The organism is Roseivivax sp. GX 12232, assembly GCF_021272185.1.
GTDB lineage: Bacteria > Pseudomonadota > Alphaproteobacteria > Rhodobacterales > Rhodobacteraceae > Roseivivax.
Window position 1 is genome coordinate 14,255 of record NZ_JAJSEC010000001.1, and the last position, 17,949, is coordinate 32,203.

Annotated in this window: 17 protein-coding genes and 1 other RNA gene; 6 read left to right on the forward strand and 12 right to left on the reverse strand. The window is 67.5% G+C overall.

Annotated elements, in window-relative coordinates; genetic code table 11:
- Positions 1 to 16 precede the first annotated feature (16 nt).
- Together acuI and LR948_RS00060 are read right to left on the reverse strand one after the other, a co-directional pair.
- A complete protein-coding gene (gene acuI, locus LR948_RS00055; protein ID WP_232751870.1) occupies positions 17 to 1,009 on the reverse strand; it encodes an acryloyl-CoA reductase in 993 nt (330 codons plus the stop codon).
- 77 nt (positions 1,010 to 1,086) lie between these two features.
- Positions 1,087 to 1,602, reverse strand: coding sequence for a DinB family protein (locus LR948_RS00060; protein WP_232751871.1), 516 nt, complete (start codon positions 1,600 to 1,602; stop codon positions 1,087 to 1,089).
- A gap of 104 nt (positions 1,603 to 1,706) precedes the next feature.
- Here LR948_RS00060 and LR948_RS00065 point away from each other — a divergent pair, with 104 nt between their 5' ends.
- The gene (locus LR948_RS00065; RefSeq protein ID WP_232751872.1) at positions 1,707 to 1,937 is read left to right on the forward strand and encodes an N-(5'-phosphoribosyl)anthranilate isomerase; all 231 of its coding nucleotides are present in this window, start codon (positions 1,707 to 1,709) and stop codon (positions 1,935 to 1,937) included.
- A 263-nt stretch (positions 1,938 to 2,200) separates the two neighbouring features.
- Positions 2,201 to 2,556, forward strand: a transfer-messenger RNA (tmRNA) gene (gene ssrA, locus LR948_RS00070).
- A 128-nt stretch (positions 2,557 to 2,684) separates the two neighbouring features.
- Here the strand turns inward: ssrA and LR948_RS18960 are convergent.
- From LR948_RS18960 to LR948_RS00100, 6 genes are read right to left on the reverse strand one after another with little or no spacing between them, the layout of a single operon-like run.
- Positions 2,685 to 3,737 (reverse strand): nucleotidyltransferase family protein, encoded by a 1,053-nt coding sequence (locus LR948_RS18960; RefSeq protein ID WP_232751873.1) that lies wholly within the window; start codon positions 3,735 to 3,737, stop codon positions 2,685 to 2,687.
- The gene (neuC, locus tag LR948_RS00080) at positions 3,734 to 4,906 is read right to left on the reverse strand and encodes a UDP-N-acetylglucosamine 2-epimerase (RefSeq protein ID WP_232751874.1); all 1,173 of its coding nucleotides are present in this window, start codon (positions 4,904 to 4,906) and stop codon (positions 3,734 to 3,736) included. The genes LR948_RS18960 and neuC overlap by 4 nt, the downstream gene beginning before the upstream one ends.
- Positions 4,903 to 5,931 carry an N-acetylneuraminate synthase gene (gene neuB, locus LR948_RS00085; RefSeq protein WP_232751875.1) on the reverse strand — a complete coding sequence of 343 codons (1,029 nt, stop codon included), beginning with the start codon at positions 5,929 to 5,931 and terminating at the stop codon, positions 4,903 to 4,905. The genes neuC and neuB overlap by 4 nt, the downstream gene beginning before the upstream one ends.
- Positions 5,928 to 6,560, reverse strand: coding sequence for a NeuD/PglB/VioB family sugar acetyltransferase (locus LR948_RS00090; RefSeq protein WP_232751876.1), 633 nt, complete (start codon positions 6,558 to 6,560; stop codon positions 5,928 to 5,930). The genes neuB and LR948_RS00090 overlap by 4 nt, the downstream gene beginning before the upstream one ends.
- Positions 6,557 to 7,741, reverse strand: coding sequence for a LegC family aminotransferase (locus LR948_RS00095; RefSeq protein WP_232751877.1), 1,185 nt, complete (start codon positions 7,739 to 7,741; stop codon positions 6,557 to 6,559). The genes LR948_RS00090 and LR948_RS00095 overlap by 4 nt, the downstream gene beginning before the upstream one ends.
- An 8-nt stretch (positions 7,742 to 7,749) precedes the next feature.
- Positions 7,750 to 8,751 carry an NAD-dependent 4,6-dehydratase LegB gene (locus tag LR948_RS00100; RefSeq protein ID WP_232751878.1) on the reverse strand — a complete coding sequence of 334 codons (1,002 nt, stop codon included), beginning with the start codon at positions 8,749 to 8,751 and terminating at the stop codon, positions 7,750 to 7,752.
- Positions 8,752 to 8,964: 213 nt separating this feature from the next.
- Between LR948_RS00100 and LR948_RS00105 the strand changes: the two genes are divergently transcribed.
- The 3 genes from LR948_RS00105 (at position 8,965) to LR948_RS00115 (ending at position 11,651) form a co-directional block, all read left to right on the forward strand.
- Entirely contained in the window at positions 8,965 to 9,675 is a 711-nt protein-coding gene (locus LR948_RS00105; protein WP_232751879.1) for an acylneuraminate cytidylyltransferase family protein, read from the forward strand.
- An 89-nt stretch (positions 9,676 to 9,764) separates the two neighbouring features.
- Complete coding sequence (locus LR948_RS00110) at positions 9,765 to 10,856, forward strand: hypothetical protein (protein ID WP_232751880.1); 1,092 nt, start codon at positions 9,765 to 9,767, stop codon at positions 10,854 to 10,856.
- 45 nt (positions 10,857 to 10,901) lie between these two features.
- Positions 10,902 to 11,651 carry a hypothetical protein gene (locus tag LR948_RS00115; RefSeq protein WP_232751881.1) on the forward strand — a complete coding sequence of 250 codons (750 nt, stop codon included), beginning with the start codon at positions 10,902 to 10,904 and terminating at the stop codon, positions 11,649 to 11,651.
- A 26-nt stretch (positions 11,652 to 11,677) separates the two neighbouring features.
- On the opposite strand, the gene LR948_RS00120 is transcribed toward LR948_RS00115, so the two are convergent.
- Genes LR948_RS00120 through LR948_RS00135 form a run of 4 tightly spaced genes read right to left on the reverse strand, consistent with a single transcriptional unit; the run spans position 11,678 to position 16,362 of the window.
- Positions 11,678 to 13,531: an acyltransferase family protein gene (locus LR948_RS00120; RefSeq protein ID WP_232751882.1), complete on the reverse strand. Its 1,854-nt coding sequence runs from the start codon at positions 13,529 to 13,531 to the stop codon at positions 11,678 to 11,680.
- 55 nt (positions 13,532 to 13,586) lie between these two features.
- Positions 13,587 to 14,231 (reverse strand): imidazole glycerol phosphate synthase subunit HisH, encoded by a 645-nt coding sequence (hisH, locus tag LR948_RS00125; protein WP_232751883.1) that lies wholly within the window; start codon positions 14,229 to 14,231, stop codon positions 13,587 to 13,589.
- Between the two features lie 10 nt (positions 14,232 to 14,241).
- A complete protein-coding gene (gene hisF, locus LR948_RS00130; RefSeq protein ID WP_232751884.1) occupies positions 14,242 to 15,027 on the reverse strand; it encodes an imidazole glycerol phosphate synthase subunit HisF in 786 nt (261 codons plus the stop codon).
- Positions 15,028 to 15,039: 12 nt separating this feature from the next.
- On the reverse strand, positions 15,040 to 16,362 hold the full coding sequence (locus LR948_RS00135) for an N-acetyl sugar amidotransferase (RefSeq protein ID WP_232751885.1): 1,323 nt from the start codon (positions 16,360 to 16,362) through the stop codon (positions 15,040 to 15,042).
- 317 nt (positions 16,363 to 16,679) lie between these two features.
- Here LR948_RS00135 and chrA point away from each other — a divergent pair, with 317 nt between their 5' ends.
- A complete protein-coding gene (chrA, locus tag LR948_RS00140; RefSeq protein WP_232751886.1) occupies positions 16,680 to 17,918 on the forward strand; it encodes a chromate efflux transporter in 1,239 nt (412 codons plus the stop codon).
- Positions 17,919 to 17,949 lie beyond the last annotated feature (31 nt).

Consider the following 17,949-nt stretch of genomic DNA (forward strand, 5'->3'; position numbering starts at 1 on the left):
GCGGGCCCGCCCCCGCCTAGCTGCCGAGGTCGACCACGACCCGCCCGCGCACCTGGCCTTGCAGGATCTGCGCGCCGAGCTCGGGCAGGTCTTCCAGGGTCGCGGGGTGCACCATGGCCTCGAGCTTCTGCATCGGCAGGTCGCGGGCCACCCGCTGCCAGGCGCGCAGCCGGTTGTCATAGGGCTGCATCACGCTGTCGATGCCCAGGAGGTTCACCCCGCGCAGCAGGAAGGGGATGACCTTGGCGGGCAGATCCGCCCCGCCGGCGAGCCCCACCGCCGCGGCCGAGCCACCGTATTTCAGCTGCCCCAGAAGCCGCGCCAGCATCGGCCCGCCAACCGCGTCGACCGCGCCCGCCCAGCGCTCGCTCTCGAGCGGGCGCTTGGTGGTCTCGGCCAGCTCCTCGCGGGCCACGATCTCGGTGGCACCCAGATCCTTGAGGTAATCCGCGCCCTCGGGCCGCCCGGTGACCGCCGCGACCTCGTGGCCGAGCTCGGCCAGGATCGCGGTCGCGACCGAGCCCACGCCGCCCGAGGCGCCGGTGACCAGCACCGGCCCCTGCCCCGGCGTGAGCCCGTGATCCTCGAGCGCCATGACCGCCAGCATGGCGGTGAAACCCGCGGTGCCCACCGCCATGGCCTGGCGCGTGGTGAGCCCCTCGGGCAGCGGCACCAGCCAGTCGGCCTTGACCCGGGCCTTCTGGGCGTAGCCGCCCCAATGCGCCTCGCCGACGCGCCAGCCGGTCAGCACGACCTTGTCGCCGGGCGCGTAGCGATCGTCCGAGGACGCCTCGACCGTGCCCGCGAAATCGATGCCGGGCACATGGGGGTAGCTGCGCACCAGCCCGCCGCCGGGCCCGAGGCAGAGCCCGTCCTTGTAGTTCAGCGTGCTGTATTCGACCGCCACGGTGACCTCGCCCTCGGGCAGGTCCTCGGTGGCGATCTCGCGCAGCCCGGCGCTGGTCTTGCCGGTCTCCGCGTCCTTCTCGACGATCAGGGCCTTGAACATGGTGCCTCCTCCTTGTCGGTCGCGCCGCGCGGGGCCTCTCGGGGCCCGCGCGGGGTGGGGTTGGGTCGCGCCGCGGCTCAGGGCGCGTCGGCCTCCTCGGGCATGAAGACGAGGTCGCTGACCGGCGCCTTGGCGCCCGCCTCGGTCAGCATGGCGTGGATCTGGCCGCGGTGGTGGGTCTGGTGGTTGAAGAAATGCGTGACGCAGAGCGCCATGGGCCGGCTGACCTCGCGCCCCGCGACGCCGGAATACCAGCTGAGATCGCCCTGGAGCGCGGCGCTCTGCAGCCCCCGCGCCCAGTCGGTGAGCCGCGCGTCGAGCGCGGCGCGGGCGCGCTGTTGTTCCTCGAGGCTCGCGGTGAACTCCGGGCTCTCGGGGATACCGCCCTCGGGCAGCGGGCCCCCGGTGAAACGCGCGAGCCAGACCGTGTCGCCCCAGAGCAGGTGGTTCGCGGTCCGGAAGATCGAGCCGAAGAAGCCCGCGCCGGTGCTTTTCAGCCGCGCCTCGCCGAGCGCGCGGAAGGCCGCGCCGAGCTGGCGGTTCTGCCAGGCGTTGTAGCGCGCCATCTGCCGCACGTAGTCCGCGTCGATCATCAGCCGGCCTCCTCTGCCGCCGCCAATCGAGCAGCTTGCCGCGCCGCTGGCAAGACCGTCGAGGGTTTACGGCTTCTTTACCTTGAGGACGGAGGCTGGCGCCCATGCCGCGTCTTTATGGTGCCCTCTCGCCCGAAGCCTGGATGGCCGAGCTTTTTGGCTCGCAATCGGCCATCCGCGGCCAGGTGATCCGCCGCTCGCGCCGCGACGTGGAGCGTTACGCGGGCATGGATGCGCTCAAGGCCGAGGTGGCGCGGCGCGGCTACCGGGCGGTGGAGAACTCGGGCCAGGTGGTGATCTTCTGCAACCGCGCGCCGATCACGCGGCTGGTCTGAGGGTTCCGCACGCGGAACCCTCGGGGAAATCCGACGCGGATTTTAGGGGGATGTTTGAGGGAATCGCTTTTGAGCGACCCGCGCGCCCCTGTTGGACGCGATGTCCGGCCGTCCACCCGCGGTGACCACCCGGTCCAAATGCCAGCTGAACCACCACGGCGCGTGAACCACCCGTCACAAAAGACTCCAAACCGCCACCACCCGCGCCCCCAGGTTTTCCGCGTCCGGAAAACCGCCCCGAAATCTCCGCGAGATTTCGACACCCCCTTTGCAAGCCCGCCGCAAACCCCTATCTTCCCAAGTGTTCCGGAAACGGAACTATGGACATAAACGCGCTCGTAATAAGCGGATCGGACCCGGGGGCGGTACCCGGCGGCTCCACCAAACACCCTTCGTTGGGGGGATCCTGGGGCCGAAACAGGATCGACGAACGTGTAAAGGGGTAGCTTTGTCCCGGTGAGGTACCACCGTTATCGGTCCGTAAAGCATAATTGCCAACGACAATCGTGCTCCGGTCGCTCTCGCAGCCTAATGCTGCGCGAAAGACCGAAATCTTAAGTCCAGTCCTCTAGCAAGGGCTGGCGGGGTTCGCAGGCACCTGGCAACAGAAGCCTGCATTTCAATACAATATGGGATGTTTGATGGCGCTGACGGGTGCATTGCGCCGGGCTATGCAAGCTGCGTGGTCACGCCGGGGGCGGGCCGAGCGTTTTGCCATCCGACCCAAAGCTCCAGCCGCAACGCGCCTCACCCCTCTTCGCCGGAGTTCGCCTTCTCGAGGTCATCCGGACGCCCGACGTCGAGCCAGGGTTCGTGCATCGGATAGGCCACGGTGCGCTCGCCGGCCTCCCGCAACCGGTCGAAAAGCATCGGCATGTCGCAGCGCTCGTCGCGCCGGAGATGCGCCAGGGCCTGCGGCTCGAAGGCATAGACACCCGCGTTGATATGGCTGCGCGACACTGGTTTCTCGACGAAGCCCGTGATCTCCAGCCCGTCCATCTGCACCACGCCATAAGGATTGGTCCACTCGTAGATCCGCACGGCCATGACGCCCAGCGCCTCCTGCCGCTCGCAGAACTCGATCAGGTCGCGGTAGTCGATGTCGGTCAGCACGTCGCCATTGGTCACGACGAAGGGCCGCGTCGGCGCGGGCGAAAGAAGCGACAGCGCGCCGGCGGTTCCAAGCGGCTGATCTTCGGTCACGTAGTCGATCGAGACCCCGAACCGCGACCCGTCGCCGAAATGGTCCCGGATCATCTCGCCAAGGTAGTTCAGCGACAGGATGAACTTGGTGAACCCCTGGCCGCGGGCGCGTTCGATGATGTGCTGCAGAATCGGTTTGCCGGCCACCGGCAGCAGCGGCTTGGGGCAGTTCTCGGTGTAGGGCCGCAGCCGCGTGCCTTTGCCGCCGGCCATGATCACCATGGCATGGTCATGCGCGATCGGCCGGTCGAGGTCGTTCCAGAGATGCAGCCCGACCACGTGGCCCTCGCCGTCGACCACCGGCACCTGCATGACGTCGTTGGCCTGCATGATCGCGCGGATCATCGCGCGGTCGGCGCCTTCGGGCACGACCAGAGGCCGCTTGTTCGCCACGTCCTGGGCCAGGTCCTCCATGGTCAGGCCGCGCAGCAAGCCACGGCGCACATCGCCGTCGGTCACCGTGCCGAAGAGCCGCCGCTCCGCGTCCACGCAGAGCACCAGCTTCAGGCCGGTCTCGTTGAGATTGGCGATGGTCTCGCCCAGCGTGGCGTCGCGCGGCAGGAGCGCCCCGCGCCACTTCGTGTCCTGTTCCGTCACGCGGTCTGCTCCTCGGGCCAGGGCATGTCGAAAAAGCCCTTGGGGCGGGCTTGGGTGTCCCAGTTCTCGATCACCTCGAGCGTGCGGGCGCTGGCCCCGCCGTCGCCGTATGGATTGACCAGACCCTCGAGCCCCGCACGAAACTCCGGCGCGAGGATACGGGTGATCGCGGCCTCTATGGCCCCGCGGTCTGCGGCGCAGTCCACAACGCTCTCGGCCTTCAGGCGCCCGTCCTGACGGCTGCCGATATTGACCGTGCCGATCTTGAAGGCCGGCGCCTCGATCAGTCCCGAGGAGGAATTGCCCACCACCCCGTCGACATGAGCCAGCGCCGAAAGATAGCGCCTCTGGCCGAGCGAGCGGTGCACGCAGGCGCGCCCGGGATGCCGCGCGACAAATGCGTCGATCATCTCGAACAGCACCTGACCGCCGGAGTCCGCGTTGGGCATGGTGAAGATCAGCTGAGCGGGCGTCTCTTCCAGCGCGGAGAGCAGCTCGCGCATCTGCGCGGCAGGGTCCGCACCGCTGGCCGTCTCGGGGTGGAAGGTCACCATCAGGCTCCGCTCGCCAAGGGGCAGTCCAAGCGCCTCTTCCAACTCGCCGCGCGCCATGGGCTCAAGTCGTGCAATGCCATCGAGGCCAAAGCCGCCGACGTCAAAGACCCGCCCAGGGTCCTCGCCCATCTGCACCACCCGCCGCCGGTAGGCTTCGCTTGCGGTGAAATGCAGGTCCGCCATCTTGGTGATGGCGTGCCGGATCGCGTCGTCGAAAGCGCCTTCGGTGACCTCCCCACCGTGCAAATGGGCGATGGGCACGCCCGCGATCAACGCCGCCGAGGCGGCCGCGAGAATCTCGAAGCGGTCTCCCAGAAGAACCACCATGTCCGGCGCCAGGTGCTGGAAGGCATCGGCAAAACCCGACATCGCGAGACCCATGGATTTCGTCACCGCCGGGCTGCTGTCCGAGGCCAGGAGCATCTCGACCTTCCAGTCGATCGTGAAGCCGTCCGCTTCGATCGCGCGCCAGGTCTCGCCGAACTGCGGGGCGAGATGCATGCCCGTCACCACGGTCTGCAGCTCGCAGGAGGTCGAGTCCTTCAGCCCCTGCATGAGCCAGCGCAGAAGCCCGTATTCAGCGCGCGAGCCGGTGACGACGCAGACCCGTTTCACAGGTGGACCTCCTCATCCGTCTCGAAGGCCCGGGGCGCCGCCTGTCCGACCACCTCGTCCCAGCGCATCGGCGAGAGGCCGGTGCCAGGCCGTTTGGCGGTCAGGTTGTCCTCGCTGAAACGCTCGCCCGGGGCGATCGGCCGGGCGGCCACGATGGATTTCCGCGCGACTGCGCAATTCGCCGCCTCGGACGCCGTGCGCGCCTTGATCGGCGAGCCCAGCGCCCGCTCGATGCGCCGGATGCCGCGGATCATCTCGCGCAGCTCCTCGGGCTCGAGGCTCGCCGCATGGTCGGGCCCGGGCATGGCGCGGTCGAGCGTGAAGTGTTTCTCGATCACCCGCGCCCCCAACGCGACGGCGGCAATCGCCACCTCGATGCCCTCGGTGTGGTCGGAGTAGCCGACAGGCACCCCGAAAGCCTCGGCGATGGTCCGCATGGCCCGCAGGTTCACTTCGTCGAACGGCGCGGGATACTCGGTGGTGCAATGCAGCACGGTGATGCGGGCGCGCGGCAGCCCGGCCTCTTCGAGCGCGGCGATGGCCGCCTCGATGTCGCCGAGCGTCGCCATGCCGGTCGACAGGATCACGTCTTTCCCGAAGGAGGCGAGCCTGCGCAGATACGGCAGGTTGGTGATCTCGCCCGAGGGGATCTTGAACTGCGGGAAGCCCAGGGTGTTCAGGTAGTCGAGACTGTTGAGATCGAAGCCGGTCGAGAAAAAGCCGATGCCGCGGGCCTCGCAATGCGCGATCAGCGCTGCGTGATCGGCCTCGCTCAGCTCGAGCTTGCGCAGCATGGCCAGTTGCGAGCTGTCGCCATCGGATCCTTCGCCCGCCGTGTTGCGGCTTTGGTAGCTGGCCTTCTGCGCCGAGGCCGCAGCGATCTTCTCGGCCTTGAAGGTCTGGAACTTGACCAGATCCGCCCCGGCCTCCGCCGCGACATCGACGAGGCGTTTGGCCGTCTCGAGATCGCCGTTGTGGTTCACGCCGGCCTCGGCGATGACCAGAACCTTTGCGTCTTGCGTCACGACGGTGCCCTCCGCGGTGTCTCGCGTATGGTCGTATCCTCGGGCAGATCGCTGCGGATCACGCAGCCCGCCCCGATCACGCTGCCCCGGCCGATGCTTATGCCCTGGTGGATGATCGCACCGGAGCCGATGAAACAGCCCTCCCCGAGCGTGACATTGCCATTCACCCGCGCCCCGGTCGAGACGTGGCAATGATCCCCGATCCTCGCGTCGTGCTCGACCAGGCATTGGCTGTTGAGAATGCAGTTCTCTCCGATCTCGGCCCCGGCATTGGCAATCGCCCCGTGCATGAGAATGCTGCCCGCGCCCAGGCTGGCGTGGCGAGAGCAGTAGGACGTGGGCGCGCAGACGACGGGCAGATCCGCGCCCGCGGCCCGGGCCGCGGCGAAACAGCGGATCCGCGCGGCGGCGGAGGCGATCTGCCCGATGGTCACAAGCGCCGCCGGATGCGCCGCCAGGATGTCGTCGAGCGCGTCGTCCGTCCCGAGGATGGGATAGCCCAGAACGGCGGTCGTCTCGGCGCCGGGACGCTCGACGATACCGGCGACCTCGAACCGCCCCTCGGCCTCGATCACGTCGATCGCGGCGCGGCAATGGCCGCCGCCGCCGATGAGCACGATCCCGGTCATGCCAGGGTTGCCCCGAGATAGGCCGAGGAGGGCACATTCACCACGCGGGCGGCCAGGTCCTCGGTCAAGGGCAGCGCCGCTCTTGGCGCATCGGCGTAGATCGGCAAGGTATGGAGCGGCTCCCAGACCGGCCGCGCCATGAGGCCCGCGTCGTTCAGCACCCCAAGCAGCGTGTCGCGCGCAGCGGCGGCATGCGGCTTCAGGACAAAGGCGTTCAGCCAGTAGTTCGACTCCGCGCCTTCGGGTTCGCGCAGCACCTCGAGATCGGGATGATCCGCGAAACTTGCCAGATAGGCCTCGGCCAGCCGGCGTTTCTGGGCCAGCCGGGTGTCGAGCTGGGCAAGCTGCGCCACGCCCAGCGCGGCATTAAGGTTCGGCATCCGGTAATTATAGCCGATCTCATCGTGTTCGAAGGCCCAGCGATGGGCGGCTTTCGCGGTTGTGGTCAGATGCTTCGCGCGTGCCGCGAGCTCGGGGTCGTCGGTAACTATGGCACCGCCGCCGCCCGTCGTCAGGACCTTGTTGCCATTGAAGCTGAGCGCGCTGACCCGGCCGAAACTGCCGCAGCGCTTGCCCTTGTAGCGGCTGCCCAGGGCTTCGGCGGCATCCTCGACGATGACGAGGCCGGCGTCCTGGGCGACCTCAGCGAGCCCGTCGATGTCGACCGGGTGACCAAAAGCGTGCATCGGCAGGATCGCCGAAATCCGCCGTCCGGTTTCGCGGTTGAAGAGCCCCTCGCCGCGCCGCTCGGTGGTGGCATCCAGATGCGTCCGCAGCGCCGCGGGATCGAGCCCCAGGGTCCGTTCTTCCACGTCCACGAAATGCGGCACCGCGCCCAGGTGATGCGTGGCATTGGCCGTAGCCACGAAGGTCAGCGAGGGCATCAGCACCTCGTCGCCCGCGGACACGCCCGCGACCCGCAGCGCCACCTCCAGCGCGGCCGTGCCGTTCACCACCGCGACGCCATGCGCCGTCCCGCAGGCGGCGGCGATCTCGGCCTCGAAACGGTCGACGTATTTGCCCACCGAGGACACCCAGCCCGAGCGGACGCAATCGGCCACCAGCGTCTCTTCCTCGCCGTGGAACTCGGGCTTGTGCAGCGGAACGAAGTCGGAGGGCGCGCCCAGCATGGCGTGCAGGCGATCGCGGATGTCATGGGCCAGGCGGGTCGGATCGGTCATGCGGGCGCTCAGATGTTGTAGCGGTCGGTCTTGTACCGCGCGAGGTTGGCCGGATTCTGGAACCATTCGGCGGTCTCGGCCAGGCCGCGCACGAAGCCGTCGCGGCCGCTGAACTCCGGCGCCCAGCCGAAGCGGGCCTGGGCTTTCTCGGTCCCCGCGAAGAGCCGCTCGACCTCCGAGGCCGCCGGGCGCTCGCGGCTCTGGTCGCTCTCGATTTCGACCTCGACGCCCATGGCTTCGGCGATGAGGTCCACGGTGTCGCCGATGGAGATTTCGAAATTGCTGCCGATGTTCGTCACCTCGCCGATGCAGCTGTCGCAGGTCATCGCCTGGATGAAGCCGCGCGCGGTGTCCCGAACGAAGGTGAAATCGCGCGTCGGATGCAGCGCGCCCAGCTTCACGCGCCGCGAGCCCGCCGCGATCTGGCCGATGATCGTGGGGATGACCGCCCGCGCCGACTGCCGCGGCCCGTAGGTGTTGAAGGGTCGCAGCACCGAGACCGGCATCTCGAAGGACCGCTGGAACGACAGCGCCATCTGGTCGGCGCCGACCTTGCTGGCCGCATAGGGCGATTGGGCGTTCAGCTGATGCTCTTCGGTGATCGGCACGAATTGCGCCGTGCCGTAGGTCTCCGAGGTCGAGGTGCAGACCGTGCGCGACACGCCGTGCCGGCGGGCCGCCTGCAGCACGTTGAGCGTGCCGGTCACATTGGTCTGCACATAGGCGTCGGGCGCCTGGTAGCTGAAGGGAATGGCAATCAGGGCGGCGAGATGCAGGACGGTGTCGCACCCCTCGACCGCCGCATCGACGCCGTAGGGGTCGCGAATATCGCCCGAGACCACCTCGAACTTGCCGGCCACATCCGGCGCGGCATCATCGAGCCAGCCCCAGGAGTTGAAGGAGTTGTAATAGACAAAGGCCCGCACGTCGTAGCCGTCCCGCACGAGCGTTTCGACCAGGTGCGACCCGATGAAGCCGTCCGCCCCGGTGACCAAGACCTTCTGTGCCATGCCGTTCCCTCAGCCGTCCTGTGGCGTGTCCCATGCCTCGGGATCACACCCCCTAGTTGGGGTTGGTCGTGCCACCGAACCCGCCCGCGCGCAAGCACCCAGCGCGGCGCCGCGCCCCCTGCCCCGACAACGAAGGGCCCGCAGATCCGCATCGACAAGACGCGCCGGGGCCCCTAGAGCTTGGCTCTGGAACAAAGGCGCATCGAGGCGGACGTGAGCGACAAAGGCCTGCTGGCGATCATCCCCGCGCGCGGCGGATCCAAGGGGTTGCCGCGCAAGAACGTGCTGCCCCTGGGCGCGCAGCCGCTCATCGCCTGGACGATCCGTGCGGCGCTGGTCTCCGCATCCGTCCAGCGCGTGATCGTGAGCACCGACGACCGCGAGATCGCCGAGGCCGCCCGCGCCGCAGGGGCCGAGGTCCCCTTCCTGCGCCCGCCCGAGCTGGCCTCGGACACCGCCACTTCCGCCGACGTCGTGGCCCATGCCCTTGCGCAGGCGCCCGGCTTTGCCAGCGGCGTCTTGCTCCAGCCCACCTCTCCGTTCCGAACCGCCGAGGACATCGACACCGCGCAGGCGCTTTGGCGGGCTGGGCAGGCCGCGACCTGCGTCTCCGTCTGCGAGGCCGAGGAAAGCCCCTGGCTGATGTTCACACGGGATCCAGGCGGACAGCTCGACCGCGTTCTGCCGCAGCCGGAACAGGGGCTTCGGCGGCAGGACCTCGCGCCGGCCTACCTTTTGAACGGGGCGATGTATTTCTTTCGGACGGAAGATTTTCTGGCCGACCGGCAGTTCGTCTCGGACGATACCGTCGGATACGTAATGCCCCGGGCGCGATCCCTGGATATCGACACCGCCGAGGATCTCGAGCTCGCACGCGACAGGCTGGCCGCCTGGGGTGGCCGCGTGCCGATGGACGTTGAGTGATCCCGCGGCCGAAGCTGGCGTGCGCGCCCCCGTGGTCTTGATTTCCGCCGCGTGCTAGGGGGACGCAAACGCAACGCGCCGAGGCTCCCATGACCGCCGCCCCAAGATTGATCCTCCATATCGGCCAGGGCAAGACCGGCTCGACCTCGATCCAGAACGCGCTTCGGAACAATCCCGAGACGCTGGCCCGCCACGGGGTCTTCTTTCCCGAGACCGGGCGGCACACCAATCACCAGGATATCTTCACCTATCTGACCGGCGACGTGAAACACCACGATCCGGCGCTCGGTGGCGCACGCGACGATGCCCGCAAGACCGCGCTCGGCAAGGAGTACTGGGAGGCCGCCCGCCGCAATATCGCCGAGGCCGCGCCGGAACTGGTGGTTCTGTCCTGCGAGAACCAGTTCCGCCCGTTTTCGGCCGAGGCGCTGACCCGGCTGAGCCGCGAGTTGGAGGGCATGTTCTCCGAGATCCTGGTGACCGCTTACCTGCGCGATCCTGCCGATCATTTCCTGTCCATGGCCCAGCAGGACGTGAAGAAGCGCCCCGACATCACCATCCCCGGCGAGACCGCACTGCGCGACGTGCTGGAGCCCTGGCAGATGCACGGCCCCGGCCCGGTGGAGGTGATCCGTTTTGCCCGCGACACGCTGCAGGACGGCGATGTGGTCGCCGATTTCTGCGCCCGCTACCTGCCCTTTGCCGCGGGCGACCTGAGCATTCCCGCCAATCGCGACAACACCACGATCAGCGCCGAAGCCATGGCGCTTCTGCAGGCCTATCACCGCGGCGAGATCGCCCCGCCGTCGCGCTACCACGCGGCCCGTGCGCAGCGGACGAAGGAATTGATCCAGACCGCTGACGCCGCCGAACCGGGCTTTTCCAAGCCGCGGCTCGCCGACGGTCTGAAAGCGGCGATCGAGGCGCGGGCGCAGGACCTCGGTTGGCTCGAAGAGCAGTTCGGCCTGTCTTTTCCCGGGCTCGATCCGGCCGCGATGCCGCGCGAGGCGGCGCGGGAGCGTATCGCCGGGATCGATGCGGTCTCGGATATCTGCGCGGTCGACGAGGCGCGGAAGAACGCCCTCTTGCAAAGGGTCCAAGCGGCGGGCGCACAAAAGCGCGGCCTGGGCGAGCGGCTCCTCGCGGCCTTCAGGCCCCGGCAAGACGCCAAGAGCGGTTAAGCGCGCGCCGCCTTCACCGGGCGCGACAACAGACTGGAAAGAGACATGTCGAAAACAATCATGGTCGTCGGATCGGCGCCGAACGCCAAACTCGTCCCCAGCGACCACATCTATTTCGCCAACTTCTCGGCCGTGGTCTTTGCGCCCGAAACGCTGCCCGAGACCGGGGCCAAGACCACGACCGTCTGCGCCGCCTCGGCCTATTTCTTCGACCAGTTTCCCGACCTCTACACCGAAGAGCCCGATCCGGAGAAGCCGCGCAAGAACACTTTCCGCTCGATGCAGGACCGCCTGGACCGGCTGAAAGCCGCCCCGGTGGACGAGACGCTGGCCTTTTCGCACAAGGACAAATACCTCGACGGCCTGCCCGCCGAGAAAAGCGAAGCGCGCCTGGTTCCGCCCCAGGAGGTCTTCGACAGCTTCGCGGCCATGGGCCTTACGCGCGATCTCCGCTGGCCCCTGCCCGTCCTGAAAGAGGCGCGCGCCTCGGGGCAGAAGATCCCCCGGAAAGACATGAGCTCCTTCCTCAAGGAGTTCTTCTGGAAGCGTCCCGCGCTGTTCTACTCCAGCGGCTATTTCCGCCCCTCCTCGGGTCTGACCACCATGGCCATCGCCATGGCGACGCATGGGCCGGAGGCGCGCTACCTGATCTCTGGGCTGACCTTCGAGAACCGCTCGGGCTATTCCACCGGGATCGCCGCGGATGCCAAGGTGCAGACGACCTCGAAGCACACGATCATCGACCGCCTTCTGATGGAGAAGATCCGCGAACGCTACGCGGTCGAGTTCATCTAGGCTGAAGAGAGCCCGCGTTTTCCGGGCTACTCCGCCTGCCCCAGCACATGGGGCGCCGCCAGCCGCGCACCGCTGATCGAGATGTGGTGGTCGTCGAAGTATAGCGCCTTGTCGTCGCGCAGCGCGTAGCACTGTTGCGCGTCGCAGAAGACCTCGCTCAGATCGACCAGGTTGACCTCGGGGTCAAGCGCCGACAGCGCGTTGTAAATCTCGGCGTTCTGCTCCGCCCAAGTGTCCAGCGGGCGGGCCGCCAGCGCCTCTCCGCCCGAGAAGCGGCTCGCGCTGATGTAGAAGCGGATGTCCCGCGGGATCGTCGGCGGATGCAGCACCAGGTGAGCGGTCCGGCCCGTCGCCGCGATGTCGTTGGCAAGGCGCACCAATGCACGCGCCGCTTCCGGCCCCGTGCCGTCGGTGCGGAAAGCCAGCACCACATTGCGGATCTCGGGGTCGTCCAGGACGGCGGCCAGACGCTCCTGGTAGAAGGCCTCGCAATGGGGCGCCGCGTCGATCCGGTAGCTCGGCGGGCAGCCGCTGATCGTATGATGGACGAGGCCCGCGCCCCGGGGCTCGAGCCCTTCGGCCAGCGCATAGGCCAGCTCGACCCCGTAGCTGTTGCCGTAGACCGCCCAGGAAGCCTCTTGCCCGAAATAGACGCAGGCCTCTTCCAGCGGGAACGCGTTGTCCTCGTGGTCGAAATGGCACTTGTCGCGCTTGGGGCTTTCGCCGGCCGAGGCGATCACCCCGAGGAAGTCCTCCGAGAACCGCAAGGCGGTCAGCCGATCGTTGTTTGCATAGGTCAGGACCGCGATCCCCGCCAAACCGGCAAGCGCCGCCGCTGACGCCAGGAGAACCTGCCCCTTGCCGAGAACGCCGCGCCGGAAGGGCTGTTCGACGAAGCGCCACGTGAGGATCGAGGCGACGAGGATGCCCGCCGAAAGCAGGGCGAACACCCAGGGCCCGCCGGAGAGGCCCGAGATCCGGTAGAATGCGAAGACCGGCTGATGCCAGAGATACAGGCTGTAGGAAATCAGCCCGACCGCCACCACGAGCTTCAGCGACAGCAGGCGATGCACGAGCGTTCCCGGGCGCGCACAGAGGATGACCAAGAGCGTGCCCACCGTCGGCGCCAGGGCGTAGAGGCTCGAGAAGGGTGTCTCTTCGTCATAGGCAAAGACCGAGAACAGGATCAGCCCCAGGCCCAAACCGGCGCCAAGATCAGCCCCGAGACCGGAGGCCGGTTCGGGGCGCGCGCGAAGATAGAGCGCGGCAAAGCTTCCCAGCAGCAGTTCCCACGCCCGGGCCGCAAGGAAGAAAAACGCCGTCTCGGGGTCGCTGTAGGCGGTGTGATGCGCATAGGCGAGGCTGGCCACGAAGATCAGCCCGAAGATGGTGGTCAGCGCCCGGGATCCGAAGCGCCAGATCGCCAGGACCAGCATCGGGAACAGGATGTAGAACTGCTCTTCGACGGCGAGGCTCCAGGTGTGCAGGAGCGGCTTGAGCTCGGCCGCGGTGTCGAAATAGCCCGCCTGCAGCTTGAAGATGATGTTCGAGACAAACAGCGCGACCCCAAGAAGGCTTTCGGCGAAGTCCTCCATGTCGCCCGGCAGGAGCAACGCCCAGGCGAACGGCAGGCTGCACAGGACGACGAACAACAGCGCCGGCAGGATCCGCCGGGCGCGCCGGTGGTAGAAGTCCAAGAGGCTGAAGGTGCCCTTGTCCTTGGCGCCAAGAATGAGCGTGGTGATCAGGAAACCGCTGATAACGAAGAAGACGTCGACGCCGACGAAGCCGCCGCTGAACAGCTCGACCCCGCCGTGGAACAGGATCACCGGAACAACCGCGACCGCGCGCAGACCGTCGATTTCCTTGCGGTACTGCATATGCGGCGTGGGTCCTAACGGTTGGTCGTCACGGGCGAAGCTCTGGTCGGCTGGGTCACAAATTCACGAAGGCTTCGAGGAAGCGCAACCCGTGATCCGCGGAACGTTCGGGATGGAACTGCACGCCCATCACGTTGTCGCGCCGCACCGCCGAGGTGATCGCGCGCCCGCCCAGCGTATGGGTTGCGATCAGGTGGTCGGGTTCGGAGACGACGGCCTCGTAGGAATGGACGAAGTAGAAGGCATTGGGATCAGGCACGTCCTGAAGGGGTGTCCCCTGCCAGGCGCCGCTTTGGCTTTCGGCGACCGGGCTCCAGCCGATGAAGGGAACGCGAAAGTTCGAAGCCGCGTCGTCCTCGACGGGGATCTTGCGGACGCGGCCCGGAATGAGGCCGAGCCCGGTGTGAGAGCCGAACTCCTCGCTGGCCTCCATCAGCACCTGCAGACCGATGCAGATGCCCAGGAAGGGTTTCCCGCTGGCCACGTAGTCGTGGACCACCCGGTCGAGCCCGTCCTGCCGCAGCTTCTCCATCGCCCGTCCGAAGGCCCCCACCCCCGGCAGGATCACCCGGTCCGCGGCAAGGATCCGGTCGGGATCCGCCGTCAGTTCGGCCTCGACGCCGATCTGCTCGAGCGCGCGCCGGACCGAGAAGACATTCCCGATGCCGTAGTCGATGATCGCGCAGTTTGGTTGTGTCACTTCTGTCTCCTCACTGCCCACCGGAAGAGGCGACCGCGCCGAGGGGGCGCACGAAGTGCCCATGGGCCGAAACCGTGTCGCGCAGGTCGTCGAGCGACAGCTTGTTCCAATGCAAGGCCTGCGCCACAGCGACCGCCGAGGCCGGCGTCTTCTCGAGCAGCGCGCCCAGGTGGTCTTTCGTCCCGATGCCGCCGGCCGCGACCACGGGCACCCGCACGCTGTCGCAGACCCGCGACACCAGGTCGAGGTCCATGCCGCGGCCGAGGCCCTCCTTGTCGATCGCGGTCAGGATGATCTCGCCCGCCCCCCGGTCGGTCGCCTCGCGCGCCCAGTCGAGCGCCTTGCGCCCGGTGTGATTGCGCCCGTTGTCGGTCATCACCATCCACTCGCCCTCGTAGCGGACGGTCTCGATGGCCACGACGCAGGCCTGCGCGCCGAAGGTCTGCGAGATCTCGGTGATCAGCGCCGGATCCTGCGTCGCGCCGGTGTTGAGCGCGACCTTGTCCGCCCCGCAGGCCAAAAGCTCGCCGGCGTCACCCACCGAGCGGACGCCGCCGCCGATAGTCATCGGCACGAAGACCTCCGAGGCGACATCCCGCACGATCTGATGCAGCGAGTTGCGCTGGTAGAGGCTGGCCACGACATCGGTGAACATCAGCTCGTCCGCGCCCTCGGCGGCGTAGCGGGCGGCGAACTCCCGCGGGTCGCCCACCTTGCGCCAGCCCTCCATCTGCACGCCCTTTATTAGCGTCTTCATCTTGACGTCGAGCCGGGCGATCAGGCGAAAGTTCCGCATCTCGCCGGCCCCTCAGATGTCTTCGATCTGGTGGCGCAGCGACCAGGTCCCGTCCTCGACCTGCCAGAGGTGCGGCGACCGGAACTGGTTGGTCAGGGCGTCGAAATATTCCCGGGTCATCTGCGGATGTTCGAACATCTTGTGCGCCTCGGGGAAGGATTTTTCGTCGATCGACAGGTAGTCGAAGACCTCCTCGGCCCAGCGTTCGGGAAACTCGCCGTCGTAACGCTGGATCAGCGCCACGGCTTCCTCGCGCTCGAGATCGCCCGACCGGACCTCCTGCGAGGCGTCATAGGTCGCCCGGCCGATGCCGAATTTCACGAAGGTCGTGTAGTAGTGGAAGTCGTCGATCTTGTCGTCGATCGAGTTGTATTTCGAATAGGTCCCGGCCGTGCGCTCGGGCGAGGCCCGGAACCCGCCGTTTTCCACCGCGAAGTAATAGGCCGACTGCGGGTGCCACTTCAGGTAATACCCGAGGTAATGGACCTCGGCGCCAAGCTCCTTGAGAGGCGAGACATCGGCGGGAAGATAGGGGCTGAGATCGGCCTGGCTCATGCCGAAGTCCGATTTCAGCTGCGCGATGCTTTCGCCGCCGATGTAGAGATCGCTTTCCGATGCGGAAGCGAAGTAGTCGTAGTTGCGCTGCGCCTCGTTGTTGTCGTCGATCGGATTGCCGTATTCGGCCTCGTTCTCGCCGTAGAAGATCAGCGGAATGTTAAACATGATCGCCATTTTGGGCGCAAAGCCCTTCTGGCCGATGATGAAGGGCTGGAACGGGTGGAACAGGTTTTCCACGGCCAGCCGGGTCAATAGCCGTTTCGACCGGCCCGAGGCGGTCATCAGGTAGTTGTCCATGCCCGAATGGATCCAGGCATCGAAGTTCTGGCGCCCCCAATCGGTGTAGATGTTCGGCGCCCAGGTCACCGTCAGCGGGTTCATCCCGTATTTGTACTTGAGCATCCAGGACTGGTAGAAACTGTCCTTCCCGCCCGAACCCGGCACCAGGCAATCGTAAGAGCCGTTGCGGCTGCGGAAGCGGTCGCAGAGCGCGATCAGCTCGCGCTCGCGCTTCTCCCAGTCGATTTCCTTGTTCTTGCGCTCGGCGGTGCGGCAGGCGTCGCAGACCCCGGCCTCGTCGAAGTTGATCGTCTTCTTCTTCGAGGCTTCGGTGTGTTTGAACTCCACCGAGGAATTCGGCCGCTGGTTCGACACGCCGCAATTGCGGCAGAAGTCGACCTCGCCCGGCAAACCGTATTTTCGGGGCAGATCATTGGCTTGCGGCGCAAAGTCCGTCCAGTTCAGCGGTTTTTCCAGCGCGTTCGGCTTCGGTGCCATTTTTCAGCTCCCCTGATCAGCGATCTGGCGTCGTTTTGGAGACAGTTCTCTTTTGGTGCAAGCGATTACAGCGCGAATGCGCGCCGTCGGGGGGCCTGCGCTGCGGCGTGATCTTTGGGAAAAGTTGACCCCTTGGGATGTCGCGCGCTCGGCGCCAGCCTGGAGTCCGCCCATTCCCTCCTCCGCATCCATTAATATTCGAATGTGATTATTCGTCACTGGAATCCCGCGCGACAATCCCCCCGCCGCGCTTTACCCCGGCCGCAGGCGCCGCTACCTCCGGGCTTGCGTCCAGCTTCAACCGCCCCGGGGGCCCCATGACCGCGCCGACGCTTCGCGAGATCGCCCGCGTCTTCCACCGCATCGGCTGGCTGTCTTTCGGCGGGCCGGCAGCGCAGATCGCGCTTCTGCACCGCAGCACCGTGGAAGAGCGGCGCTGGCTCGACGAGCCGCGCTATCTCGACGCGCTCAGCCTCTGCATGCTCCTGCCCGGCCCCGAGGCGATGCAGCTCGCGACCTATGCCGGCTGGTCACAGCGCGGCGTTGCGGGCGGGCTGATCGCGGGGGGGCTTTTCGTGCTGCCCGGCGCGCTGGTCATCGGGGCGCTGGCGCTCTTGCATGCGGCGCTGGGGGAGGATCCGCTGGCCGCGGCCCTGCTTCTCGGCGTGCAGGCCACGGTGATCGTGATCGTCCTGCAGGCCCTGGCGCGGCTCGCACAGCGGACTCTCGACGGGCCGGTCAAACCGGCGCTGGCGCTCCTGGCCTTCCTCGCGATCTACGCGGGCGGGGTGCCCTTCCCGGTGATCCTGGCGCTTGCGGCCGGAGCCGGGGCGCTCCTCTTCCGCCCCGAGGCACCCGCGACCCCGCCGCCGCCCGCGCCGCCCCTGCCGCTCACCCGCCTGGCCGCCTGGACCGCGCTCTGGCTCGCGCCGCTGGGCCTCCTTCTCCTGATCGACGCGCCCTTCCTCACCGAGATCGTCAGTTTCTTCGCCAAGCTCGCCGTGGTCAGCTTCGGCGGCGCCTATGCGGCCCTGGCCTATATGGCGCAGGACGCGAGCTGGGTCGCGCCCGAGACCATGATCGACGCGCTGGGGCTCGCCGAGACCACGCCCGGCCCGCTGGTCCTCGCCACGCAGTTCGTCGCCATGCGCGCGGGCGCCGAGCTCGGCGGGCTGCCGCTGGCGCTTCTGGCGGGCGGGTTGACGCTCTGGATGATGTTCCTGCCCTCCTTCCTCTTCATCTTCGCGCTGGCCGCGCATCTCGACTGGCTGCGCGCCCGGCCGGCGCTGAAAGGCGCGCTATCCGGCGTCACCGCGGCGGTGCTGGGGGTGATTCTCAACCTCTCGGTCTTCTTCGCGCTGCACGTGCTTTTTGCCGAGACCGCGGTGCTGGCCCTGGGCCCGCTCAGCGCGGAAATCCCCGTCTGGGCCAGCCTCTCGCCCCGCGCGCTGGGGCTGACGGCGCTGGCCGCGCTCCTGATCTTCGGGATGCGCCGGGGCATCGTCACCACGCTGGCGGCTTCGGCCGGAACCTCGGCGCTTCTGGCGCAGATCTGACGCCTCCGCCCGCGGCCCGAGGGAAATTAGC

Bases quoted from the DNA above. Each gene is read 5' to 3' on its own strand.
- acuI (WP_232751870.1), bottom strand. From the start codon at position 1,009: ATGTTCAAGGCCCTGATCGTCGAGAAGGACGCGGAGACCGGCAAGACC.
- LR948_RS00060 (WP_232751871.1), bottom strand. From the start codon at position 1,602: ATGATCGACGCGGACTACGTGCGGCAGATGGCGCGCTACAACGCCTGG.
- LR948_RS00065 (WP_232751872.1), top strand. From the start codon at position 1,707: ATGCCGCGTCTTTATGGTGCCCTCTCGCCCGAAGCCTGGATGGCCGAG.
- LR948_RS00090 (WP_232751876.1), bottom strand. From the start codon at position 6,560: ATGACCGGGATCGTGCTCATCGGCGGCGGCGGCCATTGCCGCGCCGCG.
- LR948_RS00095 (WP_232751877.1), bottom strand. From the start codon at position 7,741: ATGACCGATCCGACCCGCCTGGCCCATGACATCCGCGATCGCCTGCAC.
- LR948_RS00100 (WP_232751878.1), bottom strand. From the start codon at position 8,751: ATGGCACAGAAGGTCTTGGTCACCGGGGCGGACGGCTTCATCGGGTCG.
- LR948_RS00110 (WP_232751880.1), top strand. From the start codon at position 9,765: ATGACCGCCGCCCCAAGATTGATCCTCCATATCGGCCAGGGCAAGACC.
- LR948_RS00115 (WP_232751881.1), top strand. From the start codon at position 10,902: ATGTCGAAAACAATCATGGTCGTCGGATCGGCGCCGAACGCCAAACTC.
- LR948_RS00120 (WP_232751882.1), bottom strand. From the start codon at position 13,531: ATGCAGTACCGCAAGGAAATCGACGGTCTGCGCGCGGTCGCGGTTGTT.
- hisF (WP_232751884.1), bottom strand. From the start codon at position 15,027: ATGCGGAACTTTCGCCTGATCGCCCGGCTCGACGTCAAGATGAAGACG.
- LR948_RS00135 (WP_232751885.1), bottom strand. From the start codon at position 16,362: ATGGCACCGAAGCCGAACGCGCTGGAAAAACCGCTGAACTGGACGGAC.
- chrA (WP_232751886.1), top strand. From the start codon at position 16,680: ATGACCGCGCCGACGCTTCGCGAGATCGCCCGCGTCTTCCACCGCATC.